This window comes from Streptomyces sp. NPDC002520 (assembly GCF_053595235.1).
In genome coordinates, this window is sequence record NZ_JBSFXG010000033.1 from 50,287 (window position 1) to 73,112 (window position 22,826).

Below are 22,826 nucleotides of genomic sequence, written 5' to 3' on the forward strand. Positions count from 1 at the left end.
CAGCCAGGAGGAGTCGTCGTGACCAACTTCCCGACCGGCGGCGTCAGTAGACGCAGTCTGCTCAAGGGCGCCGGATACGGCGCCGCGGCTCTTGGCGCCATGCCGCTGCTCAGCGCATGCGGAGGGTTGAAGGGCTCCAGCTCGTCGTCCTCGGACGTGCTGCGCATCGGCTACGTGAGCCCGCAGACCGGAGCTCTCGCCGGCTTCGCGTCGGCCGACAACTTCATCGTCTCCCAGATCCAGGCGGCGGTGGAGAAGGGGTTGACGATCGGCGGCAAGAAGCGGCGGTTCGAGATCGTCGTCAAGGACACCCAGTCGAACTCCAACCGCGCCACCGAGGTCACCCGGCAGCTGATCAACGACGGCGTCGACCTGATCGTCGGCTCCTCGACGCCCGACACGACCAACCCCGTCGCCGACCAGTGCGAGGCCAACGGCGTTCCGAACGTCACGACCATCGCGCCGTGGGAGGCATGGTTCAACGGCCGCGGTGGCAAGTCGGGCGAGGGCTTCAAGTACACGACGCTCTTCTTCTTCGGCATGCAGCAGTTCGCGGACTGCTTCTTGCCGATGTGGGACAGGATCGGTGTCTCCGGCAAGGAGGTCGCGGCTCTGTGGCCGAACGACACCGACGCCAATGCCTTCCGTAAAGGCCTGAGCCCGATGATGACGAAGAAGGGCTGGACCCCCGTCGACGGCGGCGCTTACGAGGACGGCGCAACCGACTTCACCGCGCAGATCACCAAGTTCAAGAAGTCCGGTGCCGAACTCCTCACGTGTACCCCGATCCCGCCGGACTTCCAGACCTTCTGGAAGCAGGCACAGCAGCAGGGCTTCCACCCGAAGCTGGCCACGGTGGCCAAGGTCATGCTCTTCCCCACCGAGGCCGAGGCGCTGGGCCGCTTGAGCAAGAACATCGCCACCGACATCTGGTGGAGCCCCTTCCACCCGTACAAGTCGGCCCTGGACGGCACCACCGCCAGGCAACTTGCGGACAGCTACGCCGCCAAGACCGGCAAGCAGTGGACCCAGGCCCTCGGCTCGATCTACTCCCTGTTCGAGGTCGCCATCCAGGCGTTCAAGAACGCCGACGACCCGAAGGACAAGGACGAGGTCGCGAAGAACCTCCGCCAGATGAAGATCAGCTGCATGAGCGGTGACCTCGACTTCACCGCCGGCCCCGAGCCCGGCGTCGCCCTCCAGCACCCCGTCGGCGGCCAGTGGCGGCCCGGCAAGCAGTTTCCCTGGGACATCGTCATCGTCGACAACACCCCCAACCCGGCGGTTCCGCTCGGGGGCGACCTGAAGCCGACCAGCGCATGAGCCCACAGGACGAGTTGCTCTCCTTGCGAGGGATCAGCAAGAAGTTCGGCCGAGTCGTCGTCGCCACGGACCTCGACCTGAGCGTCCGTGGCGGCGAGGCCCTCGGCATCGTCGGCCCGAACGGAGCCGGCAAGTCATCGCTGTTCTCCATGATCTCGGGCGACTTGCATCCCGACCACGGATCGGTGTGGTTCGACGGCAAGGACGTGACCGGCCAGTCGGCGTTCCGACGCACTCGCACCGGCATCGGACGCACTTACCAGATCCCTCGCCCGTTCGAGCACCTCACGGTCTTCGAGAACGTCCTGGTCTGTGCGCACCAGGGTGGGGGACGGCGCGGACGGGACGCCTACGACCGTGCGGCATCGGTGCTCGAGCTCACGGGTCTGGCTGCCGAGGCGAACACACCGGCCGGCCGGCTCGGCCTGCTTCAGCGCAAGCGCCTGGAGCTGGCCCGCGCCCTGGGAACCAATCCTGAGCTGCTGCTGCTCGACGAGGTCGCCGGCGGACTGACCGATCCTGAGGTCGCGGAGCTCGTCGACGTGGTGCGTCGGATCCGGGCCGAGGGGCTCGCCGTCGTGTGGATCGAGCACGTCGTGCACGCCCTGGTGAAGACGGTGGACCGCATGATCTGCCTTGCCGGCGGACGTGTGGTCGCCGATGGCACCCCCCTTGACGTCCTTGCGCACCCAGACGTTCGGGAGCTGTATCTCGGCGGCGGTCTCGAGAGCACCGATGCCACCGCCGACGAGGAGAAAACCTCACCATGACCCTGCTCAACGTCCACGGCCTCGACGTCCACCACGGACAGCTCCAGGCGATCCGTTCGCTGGACCTCACCCTCGACGAAGGGGAGGTACTCGCCGTCATCGGCGCGAACGGCGCCGGCAAGTCCACCTTCCTTCGTGCTCTCGCGGGCAGTAACACGCCGACCGCCGGCAGCATCGTCTTCGACGGGGCCGACGTCACTCGTCTGCCCGCCCATCGCCGTGTGGCGGCCGGGATCGCGCTGGTGCCTGAGGGACGGAGGCTCTTCCGCTCACTCACGGTGGAGGAGAACCTGCGCACCGGCAGCTACCGAGGCCGCTCCGGGCCTTGGACTCTTCAGCGCATCTACGAGTTGTTCCCGTGGATGGCTGACCGCCGCCGGCAGAACTCGGCCCAGCTGTCGGGCGGGGAACAGCAGTCGGTCGCGATCGGCCGGGCGCTGATGTCCAACCCGAAGCTGATCCTGATCGACGAACTCTCACTCGGACTGGCGCCCGTCGTCGTCCGGCGCATCTACGACGTCCTGCCCACCATCGTCGAGAACGGCACCTCCGCACTGATCGTCGAGCAGGACGTCTCCCAGGCGCTGCGCGTGGCCGGCACGGTGCACTGCCTCCTCGAAGGCAGGTCTGTTCTCAGCGGATCCCCCGACGAGCTCACCCAGAGCGCCATCGAGCAGGCCTACTTCGGCCTCACGACCTCCACCGCCTCCGGCCCGGCCGACGACTGAAAGGAACTGAAGTGGACTGGTTCAACGCAGTCGTTCAAGGTGTGCTGCTCGGCGGCCTCTACGCACTGTTCGCGACCGGCCTGTCCGTGATGTTCGGGGTGATGCGGGTCGTCAACCTCGCACACGGGGACCTCGCTGTCGTCGCCTCGTTCATGGCGCTCGCCATGGTCAACGGCACCGGCCTTCCGCTGTGGGTCGCCATCGTCGTGACGGCGCCGCTGTTCGCTGTGCTCGGCTATATGACGCAGCGTGTGCTGCTGCGACGCAGTCTTCGGGCCGGGCCGCTGTCGACACTGGTGGTCACGTTCGGGTTGTCGATCATTCTGCAGAACGTTCTCCTCGAGATCTTCTCGGCCGACACCCGCACGCTCGGCGGTGGCGCCTTCGCCACGGGATCGTTCCGCATCACACGAGACGTCTCGATCCCGTACCTCTCCCTCGTCACCTTCGTGCTGGCGATGATCGTGATCATCGCGATCCAGCTGTTCCTGTCCCGGACCGGTCTCGGGCGCATGCTCCGTGCGAGCTCGGACGATCCCGACACGGCAACTCTCGTCGGCGCCGACAGCCGCCATGTGTACGGCATCGCGACCGCCATCGCGTTCGGGACGGTTGCGCTCGCCGGTGTGATGATGGCGATGCGCTCGTCCTTCGACCCCTCCACAGGACCTTCGCGACTGTTGTTCGCCTTCGAGGCGGTGGTGATCGGCGGCCTCGGCTCCCTGTGGGGCACGTTGCTCGGCGGCATGGTGCTGGGCCTGACCCAGTCGCTGGGCGCACAGATCGACCCCGCGCTCACCATCCTCAGCGGACACATCATCTTCCTCGCGGTGCTGGCCCTCCGCCCGCAGGGCCTTCTTCCGGGACGGACCGCATGAGCATCACCGACGCCTTCCTCACGCATGCCACCCCACGCGCATCCGTACGCCGGTCCAGCCGCTCCGCCCGGTTCGGTTCCGGTCTGATGGGCGTAGCGGTGCTTGTGCTCGCCGTCCTGCCGTTCGCGGTGATGGGCAGCGTCACCGACTCCCTCGTCAACCTGTTCATCCTCATCGCGCTCGCGAGCATGTGGAACCTTCTCGCCGGCTTCGCCGGGCTGGTCTCGGTCGGTCAACAGGCCTACTTCGGCCTCGGCGCGTACGCCGTTCTGATGTTCGCCGAGCACGGAGTCCAGGCCTACCTCGCCATTTTGTTGGCGGCGCTGGTCGCGGCGCTCTTCGCGATCCCGACCTCCTGGCTGGCGTTCCGGCTTCGTGGCGACTACTTCGCGATCGGCACCTGGGTGATCGCCGAGGTGTTCAGGCTGGTGACGACGCGGATCGGTGCGCTCGGCGGGGCGAGCGGCAAGTCGCTCTCCACTCTGTCCGACATCGACCCGGTCGTACGTGGGGCCATCACCTACTGGGTGGCTCTCGGTTTGGCGGTGGTGGCCACCGTCACCTGCTATCTCCTCCTTCGGAGCCGCCTCGGGCTCTCGCTCATGGCCGTGCGCGACGAGGAGACCGCCGCCAACGCCGTCGGCATCAACGTCCCGCGGGCCAAGCGCTGGGTCTATCTGATCTCGGCCGCCGGTTGTGGTGCCGCGGGCGGCGTCCTGCTCGTGGCATCGCTCAGCGTGAACCCCGATGCCGTCTACAACGTGCAGTGGTCCGCCTACATGATCTTCATCGTCGTCATCGGCGGCATCGGCTACATCGAGGGCCCGATCATCGGGGCGATCATCTTCTTCGCACTCCAGCAGTTCCTGTCGGGCTACGGAAGCTGGTACCTCATCATCCTCGGCGCGTGCGGCACGCTCGTGGCCATCTGGGCACCACGTGGTCTGTGGGGCCTGATCACGCAGCGGGCGCGGATCAGCTTCTTCCCGCTGGGATACCACCTCGACCGCCGCCCCGGCGCCGGTGCACCTCAGAACGTCGGCGGCCGTCGTGACTGAGCTGGAGCGGCTCGGTCTCGTCGCAGCGGCGGTGGCTGTCCAAGAGCGTGAGATCTCCCCGGCCCGAACACACCGTCGCAGCCGTCGCCGCGATCATCCACAACGAGACATCGAGAAGGACCTCTTGACATGAAGGTGACCGCCGCCGTCGTCGAGGAACTCGACGCCCCATTCACTCTCGCCGAGCTCGAGCTGGACGAACCCGGGCCGGGCGAAGCGCTGGTCCGGATCGTTGCGACCGGCATATGCCACACCGACGAGATCACCAGACACGGCGACCTGCCGATGCCCTTCCCCGGCGTCCTGGGCCACGAGGGCGCCGGCGTCGTCGAGGCCGTCGGACCGGACGTCACTCACGTGGCCGTCGGCGATCACGTCGTCATCGGCTGGCCGTCCTGCGGTACGTGCACCAACTGCCGGAGTGGGCAGCCCCGTTACTGCGCGCGTCTCGGTGAGGCGCTCTGCGGTGGAGGCCGACTGCTCGGACCCCGTGCGGGCCAGAGCGCCCTGCGTCGCGCGAACGGAGACGGGGTGGTGCACAGCCACTTCTTCGGCCAGTCGTCGTTCGCCACGCACGCACTCACCTGGGCCGAGGCACTGGTGGTGGTTCCCGACACGGCTCCGCTGGAGGCGCTTGGTCCCTTGGCCTGCGGCATCGCGACCGGCGCGGGAGCCGTCTTCAACACACTGCAGCCTCGTCCCGGGAGTTCGCTCGTCGTGTACGGCGTGGGAGCGGTCGGACTCGCCGCCGTGATGGCGGCACGCTTGAGTCCGGCGACCCGCATCATCGCGGTCGATCGGCATGCCAACCGACTCGAGCTCGCACGCCGCTTCGGCGCTACCGACGTCATCGACGCGACGCACACCGATCCGGTCAAGGCCGTGCACACCATCTGCGGCGGGCCGGCCGACTACTCGATCGAGTGCACGGGTGTCATCTCGGTCGTCCGTCAGGCCGCCGACAGCGTCGGGATGCTCGGGACCTGTGTGCTCATCGGCGGTGCACCCGCCGGTGCCGAGCTGAGCCTCGACCATCTCACCACGCTCTGGGGCAAGCGGATCGTGGGCGTGCTGGGCGGCGGAGGTCGTAGCGAGGAGCTCATCGGCACGCTGGTCGAGCTGAACGCCCAAGGCCGATTCCCATTCGATGAACTGGTGGAGTTCTACGACCTCGCCGACATCGAACGAGGTATGAACGACGCCCTCGCCGGCCGCGTGCTGAAGCCGGTCCTGCGCATGCCGTCGCACCTCTGACCGACCCGCGCCGCATCGAACTCGAGCCACCTACCAAAGGAATCGTCATGACACTCCTGGACTCTGTCGACTGGCAGGGCAAGATCTTCAAGAACGGCGTCTGGGTGACAGGCCGCGGTGGCGACTACCCCGTCGTCGAACCGGCAACCGGCAAGGAGCTGGCTCGCATGGGAGCGGCCAGCCCGGAGGATGTGGCCGAGGCGGCCGCCTCGGCGGACTCGGCGCAGCAGGCCTGGGCAGCCCTTCCGTACACCGAACGCGCGGCAGTGCTCCGCAGGGCCGGTGATCTGTGGAAGCAGCACGCGGAGGAAGTCGCCGAGTGGAACATCCGTGAGGTCGGCGCCGTCCCGGGCATGGCCCGGTTCGCACTCCACACCGCTGCCGAGGAGTGCTACGAAGCCGCCTCGCTCCCCGGCCGCCCGCTGGGCGAGCTGCTGCCGAGTGAGGAGCCGCGCCTGTCCATGGCACGCCGCGTCCCCGCCGGCGTCGTGACGGTGATCGCGCCATTCAACGTGCCGATCATCCTGGCGATCCGCTCCGTCGCTCCTGCCCTGGCTCTCGGCAACTCGGTCCTGCTCAAGCCGGACCCCCGCACCGCGGTCACCGGTGGCACGCTGATGGCTCGTATCTTCGAGGAGGCAGGTCTGCCGGCCGGAGTGCTGCAGATGCTTCCGGGCGGTCCGGACGTCGGCGAGGCGTTGGTCGTCGACCCGCATGTCCGTGTGATCTCGTTCACCGGCTCCACGGGCGTCGGCCGACGCATCGGCGAGCTCGCCGGCCGGCACCTGAAGCGCGCTCACCTCGAGCTCGGCGGCAACTCCGCACTGCTCGTCCTCGATGACGCCGACGTGGAAGACGCGGTCAACCTGGCCGCGTGGGGCTCCTTCTTCAACCAGGGTCAGATCTGCATGACCACCGGAAGGCACCTCGTGTCGAGTGCGGTCTACGACGACTTCGTCGCCGCGTTCGCTGCGAAAGCGCAGAGCCTGTCGGTCGGGAACCCGGCCGGTGGCGACGTCGCTCTCGGACCGATCATCGACGCAAAGCAGCGTGACAAGATCCACCACCTGGTCACCGAGAGCGCCTCCCAGGGGGCAAAGGTCGCGGCGGGAGGCACCTACGAGGAGCTCTTCTACCGTCCGACGGTCCTGGCGGACATGTCACTCACGGCACCGGCTTTCGCCGAAGAGGTCTTCGGCCCGGTGGCACCGGTCACCCGCGTCGAGTCCGTGGAGGACGCGGTCCGGATTGCCGCGGACAGCGAGTACGGGCTCTCGCTCGGCATCGTGACCAAGGATGTCATGCACGGCCTGGCCGTGGCCGAGAAGATCCCCACCGGGATCGTGCACATCAACGACCAGACGGTGAACGACGAAGCGGTGGCACCGTTCGGAGGGGTGAAGGCATCGGGCACGGGGTCCCGCTTCGGCGGGGCCGCCGCGAACATCGAGGCCTTCACCGAGACCCGCTGGATCACCATGCGTGGTACCGCCGCGCGCCACCCCTTCTGATCGACATGCCTTGGTCCGGCAAGGGCGCCTCGTCCGGGGGCCCCGGCCGGACCGAGTGCCGTCGGCTCCGGCGGACGCCGCCAGAGTGATGCGCCAGAAATCCTGAGGATTGCTTCCTTCCGAGGACGAGCGTGTCGAACCGGTGTGCCGGGCGGGGCTGCGCAACCGCATCCGCACCACCGCCGGCAAGCTCGGCCTGTCCCACCTGGCGGAGCCCATTTCAAGCCGAGCCGAGAACGGCAGTCCGCGCATCGGCGTCACTGGCCGCCGCCGCGATGGGCACCTGAAGCCGGCGGGCCATTTCCAGGTGGTCACCGGTCCAGACGATGCGGACGCCGGTCGCCGTCGCCAGACCGTCCGCATTGTGCAGGTCACGGCGGACTGCCTCGACCAGCCGGGAGGTGTTCTCCGGGTCGGACTCCAGCGGTTGGGGCACCGGCCTGCTGCTCTCCAGTGCGTCGGCCAGACTCCGGTACCACCGCAGGATCCGTTCCGCCATGGTGATCAGTTCCTTCTGCGCGGCGGCGCGCTCTTCGAGCAGCACCCTGTCCGGGGAGCGTCGCCACAGCTCCAGGACCGCGTCGGCGGCAAGGCGAAGCCCGACCACACCAGTGGCCAGGGTCGTCATCTCGTCCAGAGGAACAGCCTTGGGCCCACGCTCGGCCAAGTACGTCCGGAAGGCGTCGTCCAGCCGCCGTGCCGCGGCCGCCGCCTGGCGGCGTTCCTGCGGAACCTGGATGGCCGCGGGCCCGAGAACGGAGCAGGACACCGCGTAGTCCACCGCAGCGAGCAGATAACGCGCACTGTCGGTGTACGCCTCCGCCAGCGCCTTGCTGAACGCGGCGGAGGCGCCGCGTGGCCAGAAGAAGAGGCCGACGACCAGGCTCACGGCACAGCCGAGCGCGATGTCCTCGATGCGGAACAGGATGACCGACAAGCCGGCAGGCTGGGCGATGTTGAACAAGATCACCAGCGTGAGCGTGAAGGCCGCCTGCCCGGCAGCGAACGAGATCGCGGCCGGGACGACACCTGAGATCATCACGGCGATCGGCAGCAGGATCCACAACAGGGTCGTCTCATGCCCGATGAACTGGAGGACACCGGCGCCCAGGACCGAGCCGACCAGGGTGCCGCCGAGGGCCCGGAAGGCGTTCTGCCCCGTGTTGAGTGCGTTGGAGCGCAGCACCGACAGGGTGCCGAGGATGACCCAGAAGGCGTGCTGGACGCCGGTCACGTCGGCCAGCACGACCGCGATGCCCAGGCCGACAGCGCCGCGGATGCTGTTGTGCAGCCAGACCGAGTGCGGTTCCATATGCGCCACCGCGCGCTCCGTGGCGCTGGTCAGCGGGCCGATCGGCGCCCCAGGCACGCGGCCGAGCAGGCGGTCCGGCCAGCTGCGCTGGTGGGCGGCCCGCGCGGTGTCGACGTTCTGGGCGATCTGCAGGACGACGAAGGCCACCTCCTGGGCCCGGAAGGACACGTCCAGACTGTCGACGAAGGTGTCGTGGTCAAGCCCGTCGCCTTCGCCGGCCGACGGCGACGGCAGGCGGCCGACCGCTCCGTCCTCCAGCACGGTCAAAGCCTTCCGAAGCTCCGCCGCCCCGGCCAGCAGCCGGTCCGACGGGCCGCCCAGATCATCGAGCAACTCGGCCGACAGATCCAGCACCGTCGCAGCGGCCCTGCGCACCTGCGACGACTCCACGGTGCCCAACGGGCCGTCCTCCACCGTGGGAGCGGCCTCCGCCAGGATCGCGGTCAGCCAGGTCAGCTCATCGACCAGGCGGACCAGAGCCCGGGACTCGGTCGACAGGCCCGTGGGCCGGTAGGGGGTGGAGGTGAAGGCAAGCCGCAGCTTCTGCGTACTCGACTCGGTCTCCTCCGCACAGCTACGGCACTCCCAGAACGTGGGGGCGGCGGATCGCCCCGCGAAATAGTCCGCGTCGGCACGCAACTGAGCCGCCGCCGCGCGGCAGACCCGCGCCGCCGGCGCACTGAGCGGATCGCCCTGCGGTCTCGGCCACAACAACCAGACCGCGAGCATGGACGCCCCGGCCGCCAGCACCACACCGAGCAGGCGCTCGGGCAGTTGCGACAGCGGCGCGGGCGCCGACACCGGCAGGATGAACGCAAGCAACAGCGGTGTCGTGGCGCCGGCCAGGACCGAGCTGACCACGCCCGAGAAGAGCACGGTGAAGCCCACCAGGACCGTGGCCACCATCGCGGTCCAGATCGACCGCGTCGCGAGGGTGCCCAGCGAGACCAGCACCAGCCACGCAACGGCGAGAGCCGCATGGGCCCGCAGCCGCTGGGCCATGGGACCGGTGAACTCGACGAGCAGAAGCATGGCGAACGCGCCGAACGCGGCAAAGGTACCCGCGACCGGCGCATGGAAGACCTGGGCACACAACGCGAAGAGGAAGGGCATCACCACAGCGGTCCTGGCCGCCCGCCGCGTGGCGGCCAAGCCGGGATCCCGGCGGCGCAACCACGCGGTGAGCCGACGCATCTGATTCATCGCAATCCGCCTCGGACGGTTGGTGGCACGGTGACCAGGTAGGGCTGTTCAGGAGGCATTCTCAGGTTGCCGTCCCGGCGAAGGGAAGGGTCGACGACCTGGCGTTGGGCGCGGCCTGGGCCACTGCGACGCCCACGACGCGCGCCACCACGTCCAGCGGCCACGGTGGTAAGCGGGAAACATTCCGATGGAGCCGCTAATCCGTCTTCGCCGCGGCGATCTCGGCAAGCTGAGCGCGGGCGGCCGCCACCAGCTCGGCGTTCGTGTTCGCGTGCCCGGCCAGCCCCCAGCCTCCCTCGCATGCCTCCGTGAGAAGGACCCACGTCCGCTCTGCCGCCGACGGGTCACCTGCTGCGTCAGCGACGAGATCGGTCAGTCGGCGGACCACCGCCAGCTGCTTGGCGCGGTCCAGAGCGCCGACGTTGGTCAGCACCTGGACACGGATGTACGTCGCGTCGCCGTCGACGTTCGACAGCTGGTCCACCGGCATCTCGTGGATGAAGGCGGCGGTGTTCTTGCGGAACATCGGGATGTCCGGTACCTGCTCGATGTCCATCAGCGTCGCTGCCAGATCCCGGGCGAGCCGTTTCGTCTCCCTGAAGGTGCCGGCTGCGGCATAAACGTCGATCATCGGCATTTTTCTGTCTCCTTGGCCAGGTGAGTGGACCCGGCGGGAACCCACTGCGGGTATTGCGCCTCCAAGGACCCGGGCCCGTGTTTCGTGCGGACAAGTGACCGACCCTGCTCCATCGCCGGTCACGAGGAGTCGGGGATCACGGTATTTCCAGCCCGTCGGTTCGCCGTCGTTCAAAGACGAGCCGAACCGCTGCGGAGCCCTCACCAACTGCTGTAGCGAAGTCGTAGGAGGCATCGCCGGCCGAGAAGTGGATGTCGCCGGAGGCGGCTGGATGCTCCGACCCCACGGCCCTCAACCGTGCGAGCTGATCGCCGGAGAGCGGCGCGATCGCGGCCCAAGCCGCATTCCCGCGCCGTTCGACGTCGTCCATGTGATGCCTTCCTTCGTCCCGGCGGGCAAGCACGGGTCCGTTCTTGGAGTGACCCATGCTCCGACGCGCCCGCCGACCTGTCCCTCACCCAAGAGGTGAGGGTCCGCCAGGGATGGAGTCTGCGGACGCCGGCACTCGTGTCTGTTGCCCTTGCGTGCCCGCGGTTTGACCAGTTGTGCGGTCTCAGGTGGTCTGGGTTTACCGCAGGCCTCCGCGGACAGCGTCTCTGATCAGCTAAGCGATCCCATGCGAACCGTAAGGTCTGACGCGGGTTCTGCCCACTTGGGCGGGGAGGCGTGAGCGTGGAGGTGGAATCCCGCGCCCAGTGCTGCTCCGCGTGGCCGGTGTCGGCGGGTGGTGGGTGTGCTGATCGTGGTCACGCCCTGGTGCCGGTGGGCTGCGCGGGGCAGCCGGGTCCGGCCCTGTGGTGCGTGTCCCTCCGGACGCTGGCCGGCCGGGCCGGTGGGCCTGGCTGGGGAGGGAACCTCACGTCGCCTGGGCGTGAGGCGGTTGGTTCGTGGCCGGGTCGGGCCGGTCTTCGACCGGTCCGACTGAGGGGTCTTCTCCGTGGCCGTGATGACGGCCTTGTCCTCCATCGTGTCCACCACGGCACGGATCACCATCTGCCCGGTGGAACGGTCCACGATGGTCTTGGTCTGGTGGGCCAGGCCCCGTGCAGCGATCCGCTGCCACGCGCCCTGGTCACGGTCGCCCTGCCATCCGCACTCCGGGTTGGGACAGATGGCCCATTTCCAGCCGGACACGGCAGGCCGGTCGGGTGCCTTGCGGTGCCGCAGCGGTGTGAGGCAATGCGGGCAGTGCTTGGAGGTGTTGCGCGGCGGCACGGTGACCACGGCGATGCCGACTTCGGCGGCGAGGTGCCGCATGCGGTCGGCGATCTGGCCGCGCACGGTCTGCGACATGCGCGTGTTGTGGGTGCGGCCCATGCCGCCTGCTTCCATCGACCGCAGGTCTTCCAGGTAGATGACCGTGGCCCCGGCCGCGATGGCCTGATCCACAGCCCAGCGGGCGGCCGACCATGCCAGGGCGTCGTTGAGGTTCGAGCGGCGCTCGGACACGCGCCGGATCTCCTCGGCAAGCACTCCGGCCTTGCCCTCCATGGCGGGATCGGCGAGCCGGACGTAGTGGTCGGTCTTGGCGTGCAGGCGTTCGGAGATACGGCGGAGCCGGTACTGCTTGGCCTGCACACCTGCGGCCCGGAACTGGGCACCGTGCGCGAGTGTGGTGATGCGGTAGTCGTCGTGGAGGCGGGCAGCGCCGGCGGACAGGAGCGTGCCCAGGCCCCAGTCCACGCCCAAGGCGACCGTATGGCCCGCCCGCCTCGTCTTGGGTACGCAGTGGGTGTAGGCGAGGTCGGCCCGCACCTTGCCACCCGTGATGCACAGAGTCGGCAGGTGGATCACCGCGTTCACCGGAACGGTCGGTGGCAGGGCGATCGGGCAGGCCACCCACGTCCAGTCGGCGTACTTGTGCGGGTCGGGGCGGGTCGGGAGCTGGAGCCGCAGCAGGGCCCGCTGCCCGTCATCGGAGCGCTTGATGGTGGCCTGTTGCGCGTCGCACGCGGCGAGCAGCAGCATGCGGGCCACACGCGGCGCGTCCTCCAGTTCGAACACGTCGGCCGGCAGACGCCCGTGCTTGCGCTGGAAGGAGACAGCCTGGCGGGTCCGGGAGCGAATGACGCTGGACGGCAGGTACTCCCCGCCGGGGACCACCCCGCGTACCTGATCCCACTCTTTGGGAGTGCGCTTGGCGGGATCGGCAGGCCAGGCGGCCAGAACTCCGGCGGCCAGGTCAGCACGCCACTTCGCCGATCGCAGCGCACGCCCGGCGCTCTCCTGGGCTATGCGCACGATCCGGTCGTTCACCTTCACTCCTTCGGGGGCGATGGTCCAGCCGAGGCGGCGCAGTGCCATCCACGCGTTCGACGGCAGCTTGCGGCCCCCGGCATCCTCCCCCGAGGCCAAAGCGTTCACGTCGGCGGTGTTCCAGTGCCCGGCCAGCAGCGCCCTCGTCATGCCGGCCACCAGGTCGACGCACCAGCCGACCCGCTCGACCAAGCCAGCACTGGTGAGGACTTCGCCGGTCTCCTCGTCCACGCCCGTACGAATGAGGACGCGGGCGCAGGCGGTACGGGCAGTCTCGCCGTCGGCGAGGGGCAGCTTTCGGCTCACGCCACCTGCCCCTTGTCGCTGCACTGGCCGGACTCGGCCAGCAGACGGCGGCGGTTCTCCGCACTGCGCATCCCGTACAGCCGCCCGGCGAACGTGGTCACCAGGGAGACGAAGTCCTCCAGCAGTTCATCCCGACCGCCGAGCTTCTTCGGGTGCAGTACCTCCACGGTGACGCCGTACACGGCGAACAGCCGCTTGAGCCAGCCGACACCGAACCGGGCCAGCCGGTCCTCATGCGTGACACGAACAACGGTCACAGAGCCGTCCGACACCATCGCCAGTACACGGTTGAGTCCGGGCCGGTTCTCCTTCAGACCCGAGCCGCGATCCTTGACGACCTTGACGATCTCGCCCGTGGAGGTGGCCCGCAGTTCGGCCTCCTGGGCCTCCAGCGAGGACTCCTGCCCGGACGAGCCGGACACGCGCACATACAGCAACTCCAGCCGTGAACGGGCAGTTGAGGACTCGCCGCCGCGCTTCATGTTCTCCACATCCACCGAGGAGAACCGGCGCTCACGACCGACCCACGTAAACGGGATCTTGCCGTCCAACGCCCACTGACGAAGCGTCATCGGGTGTATCCCGAGACGCTTCGCAGCCTTGGACACGCGCAGCAACTCCATGCACGCAACTATACATACGCAACACTAGGGATTACTAATGAAGTTGATGAGCCTGTCCCGCGTCGCAGCCGGATAAGGAGGATCGTATGAACGAGTGAGGGCCCGGAAGGCTGTGAAGTGAGACGTTGAGCGCACACCGGCTCGGCTCCGGCCGTCGCCGACCCGGGATTTGGGCAACGTGGAAAGAAGGAATCGCAGTGACATCCAGTCCTTCCCCCGCAGCGGCCTCAGGCACCTTCCGGCTCGGCGGTGACCTGCCGGTGCACCGCCTCGGATTCGGCACGATGCGTATCACCGGGCCCGGCGTCTGGGGCGAACCAGCGGACCCGGACGAAGCGGTGAGGGTGCTGCGCCGGCTGGTCGAACTCGGGGTGACGTTCATCGACACAGCGGACTCGTACGGCCCGTACGTCAGCGAGCGGCTGATCAAGCAAGCCCTGCACCCGTACCCGGCGCATCTGGTCATCGCCACCAAGGGCGGTTTCACCCGGCCCGGTCCGAACATGTGGCACCCGGACGGCCGCCCGGAGCACCTGAGGCGGCAGACCGAGCTCAGCCTGCGGAATCTCGGCGTCGAGCGCATCGACAACCTCGGGGACCACACCTCTGAAGACGTCCTCGACTACTGCGAGGCCGAGAACCTCGCCTTCATCCCCTGGTACCCCATCGCGACCGGCGGGCTCGCCGATCCCACGGGCCTGCTGGCCGGCATCAGCAGGAGCCACGGCGCGACGCCGTCCCAACTCGCACTCGCCTGGCTGCTTCGTCGATCCCCGGTGATCCTGCCCATCCCGGGGACGTCGTCGGTTGCTCATCTCGAGGAGAACGTCACAGCAGCCGCTGTGCGGCTTTCGGACGAGGAGTTCGAGACTTTGGCGGCGGCGGTCTGAGGCAGGCGGGTCCATCTGGCGTACCGAGACCGGTTCCAGCCCGTGCTCCGCAGCCGAAGATCCTCACAACGAGTAGCTTCCCCTCAGCGCCTCGGCCTTCGGTCGTCCGGCGCCGACCCCGGTTCGCCCGAGGGTCGGCGCCTCTCCAACCGGCCGTGTGCGCCGCGGCGTCGCCGGCCCTGACTGTCTGGGAGTGCTCTTCATGTCCGCCGTTCACGCCGTACTGCACGCGTTGTCCATCACGGGATCGATGACCTGGGAGATCACCTGGGCGCTGATCCTCGGCTTCCTGCTCTCGGCCATGGTCCAGGCCGTGGTGCGCAAGTCCACGATCGTCCGGTTGATGGGTGACGACCGGCCGCGCACGCTCGCCGTCTCCTCCCTGCTCGGCGCGGCGTCCAGTTCCTGTTCCTACGCCGCTGTGGCCCTGGCGCGGTCGCTGTTCCGCAAGGGTGCGAACTTCACCTCCGCGATGGCCTTCGAGATCGCCTCGACGAACCTGGTCGTCGAACTCGGTGTGATCCTGGCCCTGTTGATGGGGTGGCAGTTCACCCTGGCCGAGTTCGCCGGTGGGCCGATCATGATCGTGCTGCTGGCCGTGCTGTTCCGGCTCACCCTGCGCGGCAGGCTGCTCGACGCGGCCCGTCGGCAGGCCGACCGCGGCCTGGCCGGCTCCATGGAGGGTCACGCCGCGATGGACATGTCCGTGCAGAAGCAGGGAACCTTCCGGCAGCGGCTGTTCTCGCGCGAGGGCTACACCTCGATCGCGCACGTCTTCGTGATGGAGTGGGCGGCCATCCTGCGCGACCTGGTGCTGGGCCTGCTGATCGCCGGAGCGATCGCCGCCTGGGTACCCGACTCCTTCTGGCAGAACTTCTTCTTCGAGGGCCACCCGTTCGCCGCCAAGCTCTGGGGTCCGGTCGTCGGACCGATCGTGGCCCTCGTCTCCTTCGTCTGCTCCATCGGCAACGTGCCGTTGGCGGTGGTCCTGTGGAAGGGCGGCATCAGCTACGGCGGCGTGATCGCCTTCATCTTCGCGGACCTGCTGATCCTGCCGATCCTGAACATCTACCGGAAGTACTACGGCACTCGGATGGCGCTGTACCTCGCCGGGACCTTCTACCTGGTCATGGTCGTGGCCGGCTACGTGGTCGAGCTCGCCTTCGGCGGGCTGGGCCTGGTGCCCGACCAGGACGACGCGAAGATCCCCATGGAAGGCGTGAGCTGGAACTACACCACCTTCCTCAACATCGCCTTCCTGCTGCTGGCCGCCGCCCTGCTGATCCGCTTCTTCCGCACCGGCGGACGGCAGATGCTCGCCATGATGGGCGGTTCGCCCGACGCCATGGACCACTCGGCCCACGCAGAACACGGCGTCCAGGCGGCAAGCCCCTCGACTGCTGACCCCGGCGACCACAACCACGGTGGATCCGGCCGTCACTCGGCCGGCGACGCCGACCACGGACCATCCGCGGGGCACGATCACCGATGACGCCTGTGGAGCAGCTGGTTCTGCCGTACTTGCCCGGCAAGCGTCGTCGACCGCGTCCAGCAGCGCATCGCCACTCTGGCGCCGGCAGGCCGGGCGAGTGCGGCCGGTCGGGGCTGTTCGGCGAGGTGCGGGCACGCCGGTCCCCGGTCCTGGGGAGGGCGGTGCGTCCGGCGGCCCGCACCGTCACCGAAAGGCGAATACGGTGAACGCCGCGAGTTCCGCGTTGGACGGCGCGCTCGCCTCGAAGCCGTAGTACCGGCCGTACTTCGACCGCATCAGGTCTACGGCGTCCTTGGCCACGGCAGCCAACTGCCCCGGGAGTGGGCTCCCTGCGAAGGGTCGATGAAGTCGGTGATCGGGTGGGCCGTGAAGGCCTGTGTCACCGCGTCCCGGATGTTCTGGTAATAGCCGAGCTCGAACCGGACATCGGCGCGGGAGCCGATGTTTCCGTGGCCGGCCGAGAGGAAGTCCCACTCCATCTCCTGGACTTCGTACAGATTGCGCTCCGCGAACAGGAACCGCTCGTTCGCGGTGAAGCGCCAGAACGGCGGCTGGTCCGGCCCCATCAGATCGGGACAGTGGACGATCTTCTCGGTGGAGAGCTGCCATGCCGAGTGGTCGTCGGTGTGCGCGGCCCATTCGAAGCCGTGCATCTGGACACCGAGGTCCTCGAAGGTGAAGCTCCCCTTCGGCCAGGGGACGGTCTCGGTGGGGCGGGGCAGCACGCTGTCGACGGCATCGAGTTTCCTGGCCGTCATCTCGCTGGCCACGATGCGCAGTTCACGGCCGTCCTGACGTGCTCGCTCCACGTAGCGGGGAGCGTCTCCGACGTGATCGGCGTGGAAGTGCGTGTAGACGATGGTTGAGACGGGTTTGTCGGTCACCGTCCCGATCGCCGCCATGACGCCGTCGTAGCAGTGCTCGATGAGGTCCATGAGGAGGACGGACTCCTCGCCCACGTGGAAGAGGGTGGCGAAGACCCCGACCTCGACCCAGTACGAGCGCTCCGACAGTCTCTGCAGGACGAAGGGCTCGGTCATGGTGCGGCGGAAGAGCTGGTCGACATGGGCACCCACCGGCAGAACGACGTCCTTGGAAGGGACGACGAACTCGCCGCCCGTGGTCGACGGGAACGTGGGGAACTCGGACATGATCTCTCCTTCGTGTGCGGAACACCCAGTCCGCCGGCACCGCGCACCGGGGCGGCCGCGGGGAGTTCGGAGGCAGGACCACGGGCGACGCGCGGCGCTGACGGATTCAGGCGGGGATTCAGGCGGGGATAAAGGCGTCCGGGAAGCGGGGATCGCCGGATGGGCGGATCTCATGCTCCGTCGTCCGCTGTTGCCGTTCCCTCCCCTGAATGTGTGAGGAGCCTCGGGCAGGACGGGTTTCTGACGGCCGGCCGGCTGATCTGCTCGGAGATCCAGGACGCCGCGAACGTCGTCCAGGTGGCAGCGTCGCCGGCACCGTCGGCGAGACCGAGGCTGTGCGGCCCGTGGGCGAAGACGTGCACCGTGTGCGGGACGCCGTGCGCGGCCAGGGCCGTGGCGAGACGGTAGGTGTGCTCCGGTGGGACGTAGATGTCCTCGGCGGTGTGCCAGAGAAAGAAGGGGGGCGACGCCGCGGTCACCAGCGCGTCGAGCGATGTCGAGCGGCGCAGGTCGGGCGGAGCGTCCTCGCCGAGCAGGATCATGCGTGAAGGCCGGTACGTCTCCGTCTCCATCGACGTGATCGCGTAGCCGAGAACGGCGAACTGGACCGACTCGTACGGGTCGCCGCTCGGCGAGAGAGCGGCCAGCCCGGCAAGATGCCCGCCGGTCGAGAAGCCGATCAGTCCGATACGGTCGGCACCCTGCTCGCGTCGGCGCCGGATCTCGGCACGCAACGCCAGGAGGGGCTCGGGATGTCGCACGTTCAGGGGATACCGGAAGACGCTCGCCGACAGCCCCAGCCCGGAGAGCCAGGCGGCGATCGGCTCCGCCTCGTGTGCGGCGTGCATCGCGTAGCCCCCGCCGGGCAGCACGATCAGGTGTGGCGTCGCGGACCGGACCCGTCCCGCGTCCCCACGAGCCGACTGTGCTGCTGCGCGACGATCACTCACGGCCAAACCTCCGGCATCCACTCGCGGACGCCGCACCCGGCCTTCATCCGCGAGGCTGCACCCAGGCCATCACCTCACCGAGGTCCTCGCCATCACGCGAACAGGTGAGGCCGGCAGCGGGCGCACTCCGCGACCGCCTTCACCGACGAGGACCCAGGTCACCTGCATGGCCGAGCCCCGCTTGCTCCTGCCACTGTCGGAACGCGATCCTGCCCCCGACTCACGGCCAGAGGGCCGGCCCGGCGCGTCTCGTCCGGTCAGCCGCCGGCAGAACCGTCAGGCCGGACGGATCGTCGCCGCTCGGGTTGGCCCGCCCCGCCTGCCCACAGGGTCGACGTGAAAGCGGCGACCGCGGCAACTTCCTTCCGCGGCTTGCCGGATGCCGTCCGCCGAGAGACAAGGGGCGGACAGTCGTTGGTGCTCATAGGACGTCACCAGTACGCGCGCCGGCGGTCAGCGGCGCTTGTGAATGCGGTACTGCGTGAGCAGTCCGAGGGTGGCGGCGGCGATGACGGCGATGCCGTAGCCGAGGACGGTGTCGCGCAGGCCGAGCGGGGAGATCAGGAGGCCCGCGATGATCGCCGGAACTCCGAAGCTGAGGTAGGCGACCAGGTAGACGGCCGCGAAGAGCCCGGCCCTCTGGTGAGGCTGTGCGAGGGGGGTGATGGTGCGCAGGGCTCCGGAGAAGGAGGCGCCGACGCCCACACCACCGATGAGGCCTCCCAACCACAGCAGCGGGAGTGTCGCGGTGGCGACACCGGCCATGTTGACCGCGGTGCCCAGCAGTACACCCGTACCGCCGACGGCGATGGTGCGGCGGGGTGCGAGGTGGCCGAGGGCAAGACCGGCCACGGCGGCGGCCGCGGGCTGGACGAAGGCCGTGGCGCCGGTCAGAAGGCCGCTGTGCAGTCCCAGCAGGTCGCGGATGATGGTGGGCACGAGCCCCATGAACAGCCCGGCCAGCATCCACGCCGCCATGTGAACGGGAATGCTCGCCACGAACTCACGGCGCGCCGCCCTGGGGACGGAGACGCGGGGTATCAGGGAGCGCCCCGCTCCCGGGCGGGCGGAGACCGTCTCGGCCGAGAACGCGACGACACCCGTACCGACGGCCATGATCACCGCCAGGGCCGTGAACACGAGGGCGCTCGCGTCGGTGCTGAACTGGACCGCTGTGCCGGTCAGCAGGGCGCCCAGGCCCAGGCCGCCGGCCGGAGCGATGCTGGTGATGATCGTCCCCAGTCTCTTGTAGTGCTCCGGGGCGTGTTCCACGACTGAGGCCGAGAAGGCGCTGGTGGCCGCGCCGGTGGCGATGCCCTGGATGATGCGGGCCGCGATCACCCAGCCGATGTCGGGGGCGAAGACGAACATGAGCATCGCCCCGAGTTCCAGCGCGAGGGATCCGATCAGGACGGGCCGGCGGCCGACGTGGTCGGACAGGGAACCGGCGACCAGGAGAGCCACCAGCAGGCCCAGCGCGTAGGAGGCGAAGGCGACTGTCAGCACCCAGGCCGGGAAGCGCCACTGCTGCTGGAAGACGACCAGCAGCGGCGTGGGCGCGCCCGCGGCCACATAGAGCGCCGCGAAGACGGCACCCGATCCGGCGAACGCGGCGGAAGGAGCGAGGAGCCTCCTCCGGGCCGGGGCAGGCTCGGTGGGCACCGGGACCGTGCTGCGGTCGAGCGTTGAATCGATGACGCGGAACACCTCGAAGCCCCCTAAGGCCAGGATCTGTGCGTTACAAGCAACCTAGACCAGGAGGAGGGTAATTGCAAAGCCCTGTGCGTTACTGTGGGGTACATGACTGCAGAATCGACCCCGCGCCGCCGCACCGGCGGCCGCAGCGCCACCGTGCTGGCGTCCATCAGGACGGCTGTCGAGGAGCTGATCGCCGAACGGGGCAGTGACGCCATCACCGTCCCGATGGTCGCGGAGCGTGCCGGGGTGAATCACTCCAGCATCTATCGGCGGTGGGGCGACGCCAGGACCATGATCAACGACTTGGCGACCTACCGACTGGACCCTGAGCGCGGCCTTGCCGACACCGGGGACGTGCGGGCCGACCTGACTGTCTGGGCGCGCGAGCTGATCAGCCACTACAGCGTCCCGGTTAACGCCGCCATCCTTCGGGGTGGTGCCGCCGCGGCCGGCGGGAGCGAGTCGGACTGCCTGCGGGACCGGCGGGCGGAGGCGGCTGCCTTCGCCGCCCGGTCCGGCGGCGCGTTCAGTGGTGACGACGTCATCGACCGGGTGGTGGCCCCGATCATCTACCGCGTCATCTTCCTGCCCTGGACCCTGTCCGAGGCCGACGCGCGCGCCTACGTCGACCGCCTCTGAGGTCGACCCTCTCTCGTCCACTGCGTGCGCTTGAAGCGCAGAAGTTTGCGTTAAGGGGGATGGCTGCTAGGCTCGTCATAAAGCGCAGATTTGTGCATTAGTAAATCTGCGTGTTCGGGCGGCGGGTGCCGCCCGGACCGTGACCCGGCACCCTTCCCGGGGGCTGCCGGGCTTCACCCTCCATGAGGAGACTCAGATGACGAGTTCGACGCAGCCCCTGCTCCAGCCGTACCGGATGCGGGATCTCCCGCTGGCGAACCGCATGGTCATGGCGCCGCTGACACGCTCCCGCGCACGAAACCGCGACCTGCTGCCCGGCGACCTGCACGCCCGGTACTACGCTCAGCGCGCTTCGGCCGGCCTGATCATCTCCGAGGGCGTGTGGATCAGCCGTGACGCGATCGGCTGGCACGACGTTCCGGGCCTGTTCACCGACGAGCAGGTCGCCCACTGGAGGCAGGTGACGGACGCGGTCCATCGCGAGGGCGGCGTCATCTTCGCCCAGCTCTGGCACACCGGGTCGGCCTCGCACCCCGACTTCTTCGACGGCCAGCCGCCTCTCGCCCCCTCGGCCGTCAACCCGGGGCTACTGGCCCCGACGGCGACGGGCCGCAAGCCCACCGTCGAGCCCTTGGCGATGTCGGAGCACGACATCCGGCAGACGGTCGCCGACTTCGCGACGGCCGCTCGCAACGCCACGCGTGCCGGATTCGACGGGGTGCAGCTCCAGGCAGGCTTCAACTACCTGATCAGCCAGTTCCTGAACCCCCGCACCAATGTGCGCACGGACCGCTACGGCGGCTCGATCCAGAACCGCGCCCGATTCCTCTTCGACGTCATCGAGGCCATCGGTGAGCACATCGACCTGCGCCGTGTCGGTGTGAAGGCCGGACCGTCCTGGGCGGAGGCGGGGGCATTCGTCTCCGGAAGCGAGGCCCTGGCCGACAGCGAGTACGTTCTCGGCCGGCTCAACGACTTCGACCTGTCACATCTGCTGCTCATGGGGATGATGGCCGACCCCGTAAGGGGACCGCTGGAGGACCTGGCCGACGACGAGATGTTCCGGCACTTCCGCAAGGTCTACCAGGGCACCGTCATCGCGAACGTCGGATTCGACCAGCACCGGGGAAACACGATTCTGGCCGACGGCCTGGCGGACCTGGTCGCCTACGGACAGGCGTTCATCGCCAACCCGGACCTGCCCGCCCGGTTCGCCGCCCACGCACCCCTCAACGAACCGAAGCCGGAACTCTTCTACGGCCCGGACGCCGCCGGCTACACCGACTACCCGCAACTTGAAGGGTGAACGTGCCGGAGGCCTGCCCCGCGGTTCCGAGTTCGACACCGGACGTTCGACACCGGACGATCCTCTGCGCGCGGGTCGTGAACAGCGCCGCCCCGGATCTGTCCGCCGGCTGTCCTCCCTCACTCATACAGGTGAGGGACGAGCACTCCGTCGCTGACCCATGCTGCTTCAGGAGCGAACGAGGCGTGCCCCTCGGCGCGTTTCGGGTGGCTGAAGCAAGATACCTGCGCCGCAACGGGCAGCGTGCGTAGCCCGAAGGCCTGCCACCGCCGCGTTCCGCCCTGCCACTCATCGCACAGATCGGACCGGCAATGGAGGACAGCGTGAACACCGAGGCCTCCAGCGTCCTGTACGTCCCCGACCTCGCACTGGTCGTCGCCGGCGACGTCATCTACAACGGCGCCCACCTCTACCTCAGCGAGACCTCGCTCGCGGGCCTCGACGCCTGGCGGCAGGCGATCGACCGGGTCGCGTCGCTGGGCGCCCGCTCCATCGTGGCCGGCCACCAGGACTCCGGCCTCGACGACGACGCCGCACGCACCATCGCCGAGACGCGCGAGTACCTCGACGTCGCCGAAGAGCTGTTCGGCACCCAGAAGACCGCCGTCGACTACTTCGACGCGATGGTCGAACGCTACCCCGACCGGCTGGGACGCACGGTCCTGTGGGCGACGGCCAGGGCCGTGTACGGCATCCGCGAGAACCCCGCGGAAGACCCGGTCCAGTTCATCGCCGGCGGATGGCTCTGACGAGCTCGTGCACGGCAAGCAGTGAGGGGTCGGGGTTCCGGTCGTCGATCATCGTCGTCACCGGCCTGGACGGGAGCCGCGGTCACTCCCGT

Annotated in this window: 20 protein-coding genes; 12 read left to right on the plus strand and 8 right to left on the minus strand. The window is 68.7% G+C overall.

Annotated elements, in window-relative coordinates; translation table 11 throughout:
• Positions 1–18 precede the first annotated feature (18 nt).
• The 7 genes from ACWD5D_RS33845 to ACWD5D_RS33875 all read left to right on the plus strand — a co-directional run bounded on the left by ACWD5D_RS33845 (position 19) and on the right by ACWD5D_RS33875 (position 7,522).
• Positions 19–1,323: an ABC transporter substrate-binding protein gene (locus ACWD5D_RS33845; protein WP_451376621.1), complete on the plus strand. Its 1,305-nt coding sequence runs from the start codon at positions 19–21 to the stop codon at positions 1,321–1,323.
• A complete protein-coding gene (locus ACWD5D_RS33850) occupies positions 1,320–2,093 on the plus strand; it encodes an ABC transporter ATP-binding protein (RefSeq protein ID WP_451376622.1) in 774 nt (257 codons plus the stop codon). The genes ACWD5D_RS33845 and ACWD5D_RS33850 overlap by 4 nt, the downstream gene beginning before the upstream one ends.
• Positions 2,090–2,821, plus strand: coding sequence for an ABC transporter ATP-binding protein (locus ACWD5D_RS33855; RefSeq protein WP_451376623.1), 732 nt, complete (start codon positions 2,090–2,092; stop codon positions 2,819–2,821). Before ACWD5D_RS33850 ends, ACWD5D_RS33855 begins: the two co-directional genes overlap by 4 nt.
• 11 nt (positions 2,822–2,832) lie before the next feature.
• Entirely contained in the window at positions 2,833–3,699 is an 867-nt protein-coding gene (locus ACWD5D_RS33860; RefSeq protein ID WP_451376624.1) for a branched-chain amino acid ABC transporter permease, read from the plus strand.
• Positions 3,696–4,757, plus strand: coding sequence for a branched-chain amino acid ABC transporter permease (locus ACWD5D_RS33865; RefSeq protein ID WP_451376625.1), 1,062 nt, complete (start codon positions 3,696–3,698; stop codon positions 4,755–4,757). Before ACWD5D_RS33860 ends, ACWD5D_RS33865 begins: the two co-directional genes overlap by 4 nt.
• 129 nt (positions 4,758–4,886) lie before the next feature.
• A complete protein-coding gene (locus ACWD5D_RS33870; RefSeq protein ID WP_451376626.1) occupies positions 4,887–6,011 on the plus strand; it encodes an NAD(P)-dependent alcohol dehydrogenase in 1,125 nt (374 codons plus the stop codon).
• Between the two features lie 47 nt (positions 6,012–6,058).
• Positions 6,059–7,522 carry a benzaldehyde dehydrogenase gene (locus ACWD5D_RS33875; RefSeq protein WP_451376627.1) on the plus strand — a complete coding sequence of 488 codons (1,464 nt, stop codon included), beginning with the start codon at positions 6,059–6,061 and terminating at the stop codon, positions 7,520–7,522.
• A 220-nt stretch (positions 7,523–7,742) separates the two neighbouring features.
• On the opposite strand, the gene ACWD5D_RS33880 is transcribed toward ACWD5D_RS33875, so the two are convergent.
• From ACWD5D_RS33880 to ACWD5D_RS33900, 5 genes are all read right to left on the minus strand, one after another.
• Positions 7,743–10,037 (minus strand): FUSC family protein, encoded by a 2,295-nt coding sequence (locus ACWD5D_RS33880; protein ID WP_451376628.1) that lies wholly within the window; start codon positions 10,035–10,037, stop codon positions 7,743–7,745.
• A 196-nt stretch (positions 10,038–10,233) separates the two neighbouring features.
• A complete protein-coding gene (locus ACWD5D_RS33885) occupies positions 10,234–10,674 on the minus strand; it encodes a tautomerase family protein (RefSeq protein ID WP_451376629.1) in 441 nt (146 codons plus the stop codon).
• A gap of 136 nt (positions 10,675–10,810) precedes the next feature.
• Positions 10,811–11,044 (minus strand): hypothetical protein, encoded by a 234-nt coding sequence (locus ACWD5D_RS33890; protein WP_451376630.1) that lies wholly within the window; start codon positions 11,042–11,044, stop codon positions 10,811–10,813.
• Positions 11,045–11,274: 230 nt separating this feature from the next.
• The gene (locus ACWD5D_RS33895) at positions 11,275–13,236 is read right to left on the minus strand and encodes a zinc ribbon domain-containing protein (protein WP_451376631.1); all 1,962 of its coding nucleotides are present in this window, start codon (positions 13,234–13,236) and stop codon (positions 11,275–11,277) included.
• A complete protein-coding gene (locus ACWD5D_RS33900; protein ID WP_451376632.1) occupies positions 13,233–13,859 on the minus strand; it encodes an IS607 family transposase in 627 nt (208 codons plus the stop codon). The genes ACWD5D_RS33895 and ACWD5D_RS33900 overlap by 4 nt, the downstream gene beginning before the upstream one ends.
• 191 nt (positions 13,860–14,050) lie before the next feature.
• Between ACWD5D_RS33900 and ACWD5D_RS33905 the strand changes: the two genes are divergently transcribed.
• Together ACWD5D_RS33905 and ACWD5D_RS33910 are read left to right on the plus strand one after the other, a co-directional pair.
• Positions 14,051–14,749: an aldo/keto reductase gene (locus tag ACWD5D_RS33905; RefSeq protein WP_451376660.1), complete on the plus strand. Its 699-nt coding sequence runs from the start codon at positions 14,051–14,053 to the stop codon at positions 14,747–14,749.
• 202 nt (positions 14,750–14,951) lie between these two features.
• The gene (locus ACWD5D_RS33910) at positions 14,952–16,241 is read left to right on the plus strand and encodes a permease (protein ID WP_451376633.1); all 1,290 of its coding nucleotides are present in this window, start codon (positions 14,952–14,954) and stop codon (positions 16,239–16,241) included.
• Positions 16,242–16,522: 281 nt separating this feature from the next.
• On the opposite strand, the gene ACWD5D_RS33915 is transcribed toward ACWD5D_RS33910, so the two are convergent.
• The 3 genes from ACWD5D_RS33915 to ACWD5D_RS33925 all read right to left on the minus strand — a co-directional run bounded on the left by ACWD5D_RS33915 (position 16,523) and on the right by ACWD5D_RS33925 (position 20,004).
• Positions 16,523–17,392, minus strand: a complete 870-nt coding sequence (locus tag ACWD5D_RS33915) for an MBL fold metallo-hydrolase (protein ID WP_451376634.1) — start codon at positions 17,390–17,392, stop codon at positions 16,523–16,525.
• A 170-nt stretch (positions 17,393–17,562) separates the two neighbouring features.
• On the minus strand, positions 17,563–18,342 hold the full coding sequence (locus ACWD5D_RS33920) for an alpha/beta hydrolase (protein ID WP_451376635.1): 780 nt from the start codon (positions 18,340–18,342) through the stop codon (positions 17,563–17,565).
• Between the two features lie 453 nt (positions 18,343–18,795).
• Positions 18,796–20,004 (minus strand): MFS transporter, encoded by a 1,209-nt coding sequence (locus tag ACWD5D_RS33925; RefSeq protein ID WP_451376636.1) that lies wholly within the window; start codon positions 20,002–20,004, stop codon positions 18,796–18,798.
• A gap of 138 nt (positions 20,005–20,142) precedes the next feature.
• Between ACWD5D_RS33925 and ACWD5D_RS33930 the strand changes: the two genes are divergently transcribed.
• From ACWD5D_RS33930 to ACWD5D_RS33940, 3 genes are all read left to right on the plus strand, one after another.
• Entirely contained in the window at positions 20,143–20,679 is a 537-nt protein-coding gene (locus ACWD5D_RS33930) for a TetR/AcrR family transcriptional regulator (protein WP_451376637.1), read from the plus strand.
• 196 nt (positions 20,680–20,875) lie between these two features.
• Positions 20,876–21,985, plus strand: a complete 1,110-nt coding sequence (locus tag ACWD5D_RS33935; RefSeq protein WP_451376638.1) for an alkene reductase — start codon at positions 20,876–20,878, stop codon at positions 21,983–21,985.
• Positions 21,986–22,308: 323 nt separating this feature from the next.
• Positions 22,309–22,734 carry a hypothetical protein gene (locus ACWD5D_RS33940; RefSeq protein ID WP_451376639.1) on the plus strand — a complete coding sequence of 142 codons (426 nt, stop codon included), beginning with the start codon at positions 22,309–22,311 and terminating at the stop codon, positions 22,732–22,734.
• Positions 22,735–22,826: the final 92 nt, after the last annotated feature.

Bases quoted from the DNA above. Each gene is read 5' to 3' on its own strand.
- ACWD5D_RS33915 (WP_451376634.1), bottom strand. From the start codon at position 17,392: ATGTCCGAGTTCCCCACGTTCCCGTCGACCACGGGCGGCGAGTTCGTC.
- ACWD5D_RS33900 (WP_451376632.1), bottom strand. From the start codon at position 13,859: ATGGAGTTGCTGCGCGTGTCCAAGGCTGCGAAGCGTCTCGGGATACAC.
- ACWD5D_RS33885 (WP_451376629.1), bottom strand. From the start codon at position 10,674: ATGCCGATGATCGACGTTTATGCCGCAGCCGGCACCTTCAGGGAGACG.
- ACWD5D_RS33855 (WP_451376623.1), top strand. From the start codon at position 2,090: ATGACCCTGCTCAACGTCCACGGCCTCGACGTCCACCACGGACAGCTC.
- ACWD5D_RS33935 (WP_451376638.1), top strand. From the start codon at position 20,876: ATGACGAGTTCGACGCAGCCCCTGCTCCAGCCGTACCGGATGCGGGAT.
- ACWD5D_RS33850 (WP_451376622.1), top strand. From the start codon at position 1,320: ATGAGCCCACAGGACGAGTTGCTCTCCTTGCGAGGGATCAGCAAGAAG.
- ACWD5D_RS33865 (WP_451376625.1), top strand. From the start codon at position 3,696: ATGAGCATCACCGACGCCTTCCTCACGCATGCCACCCCACGCGCATCC.
- ACWD5D_RS33910 (WP_451376633.1), top strand. From the start codon at position 14,952: ATGTCCGCCGTTCACGCCGTACTGCACGCGTTGTCCATCACGGGATCG.
- ACWD5D_RS33875 (WP_451376627.1), top strand. From the start codon at position 6,059: ATGACACTCCTGGACTCTGTCGACTGGCAGGGCAAGATCTTCAAGAAC.
- ACWD5D_RS33870 (WP_451376626.1), top strand. From the start codon at position 4,887: ATGAAGGTGACCGCCGCCGTCGTCGAGGAACTCGACGCCCCATTCACT.
- ACWD5D_RS33890 (WP_451376630.1), bottom strand. From the start codon at position 11,044: ATGGACGACGTCGAACGGCGCGGGAATGCGGCTTGGGCCGCGATCGCG.
- ACWD5D_RS33930 (WP_451376637.1), top strand. From the start codon at position 20,143: ATGACTGCAGAATCGACCCCGCGCCGCCGCACCGGCGGCCGCAGCGCC.
- ACWD5D_RS33880 (WP_451376628.1), bottom strand. From the start codon at position 10,037: ATGAATCAGATGCGTCGGCTCACCGCGTGGTTGCGCCGCCGGGATCCC.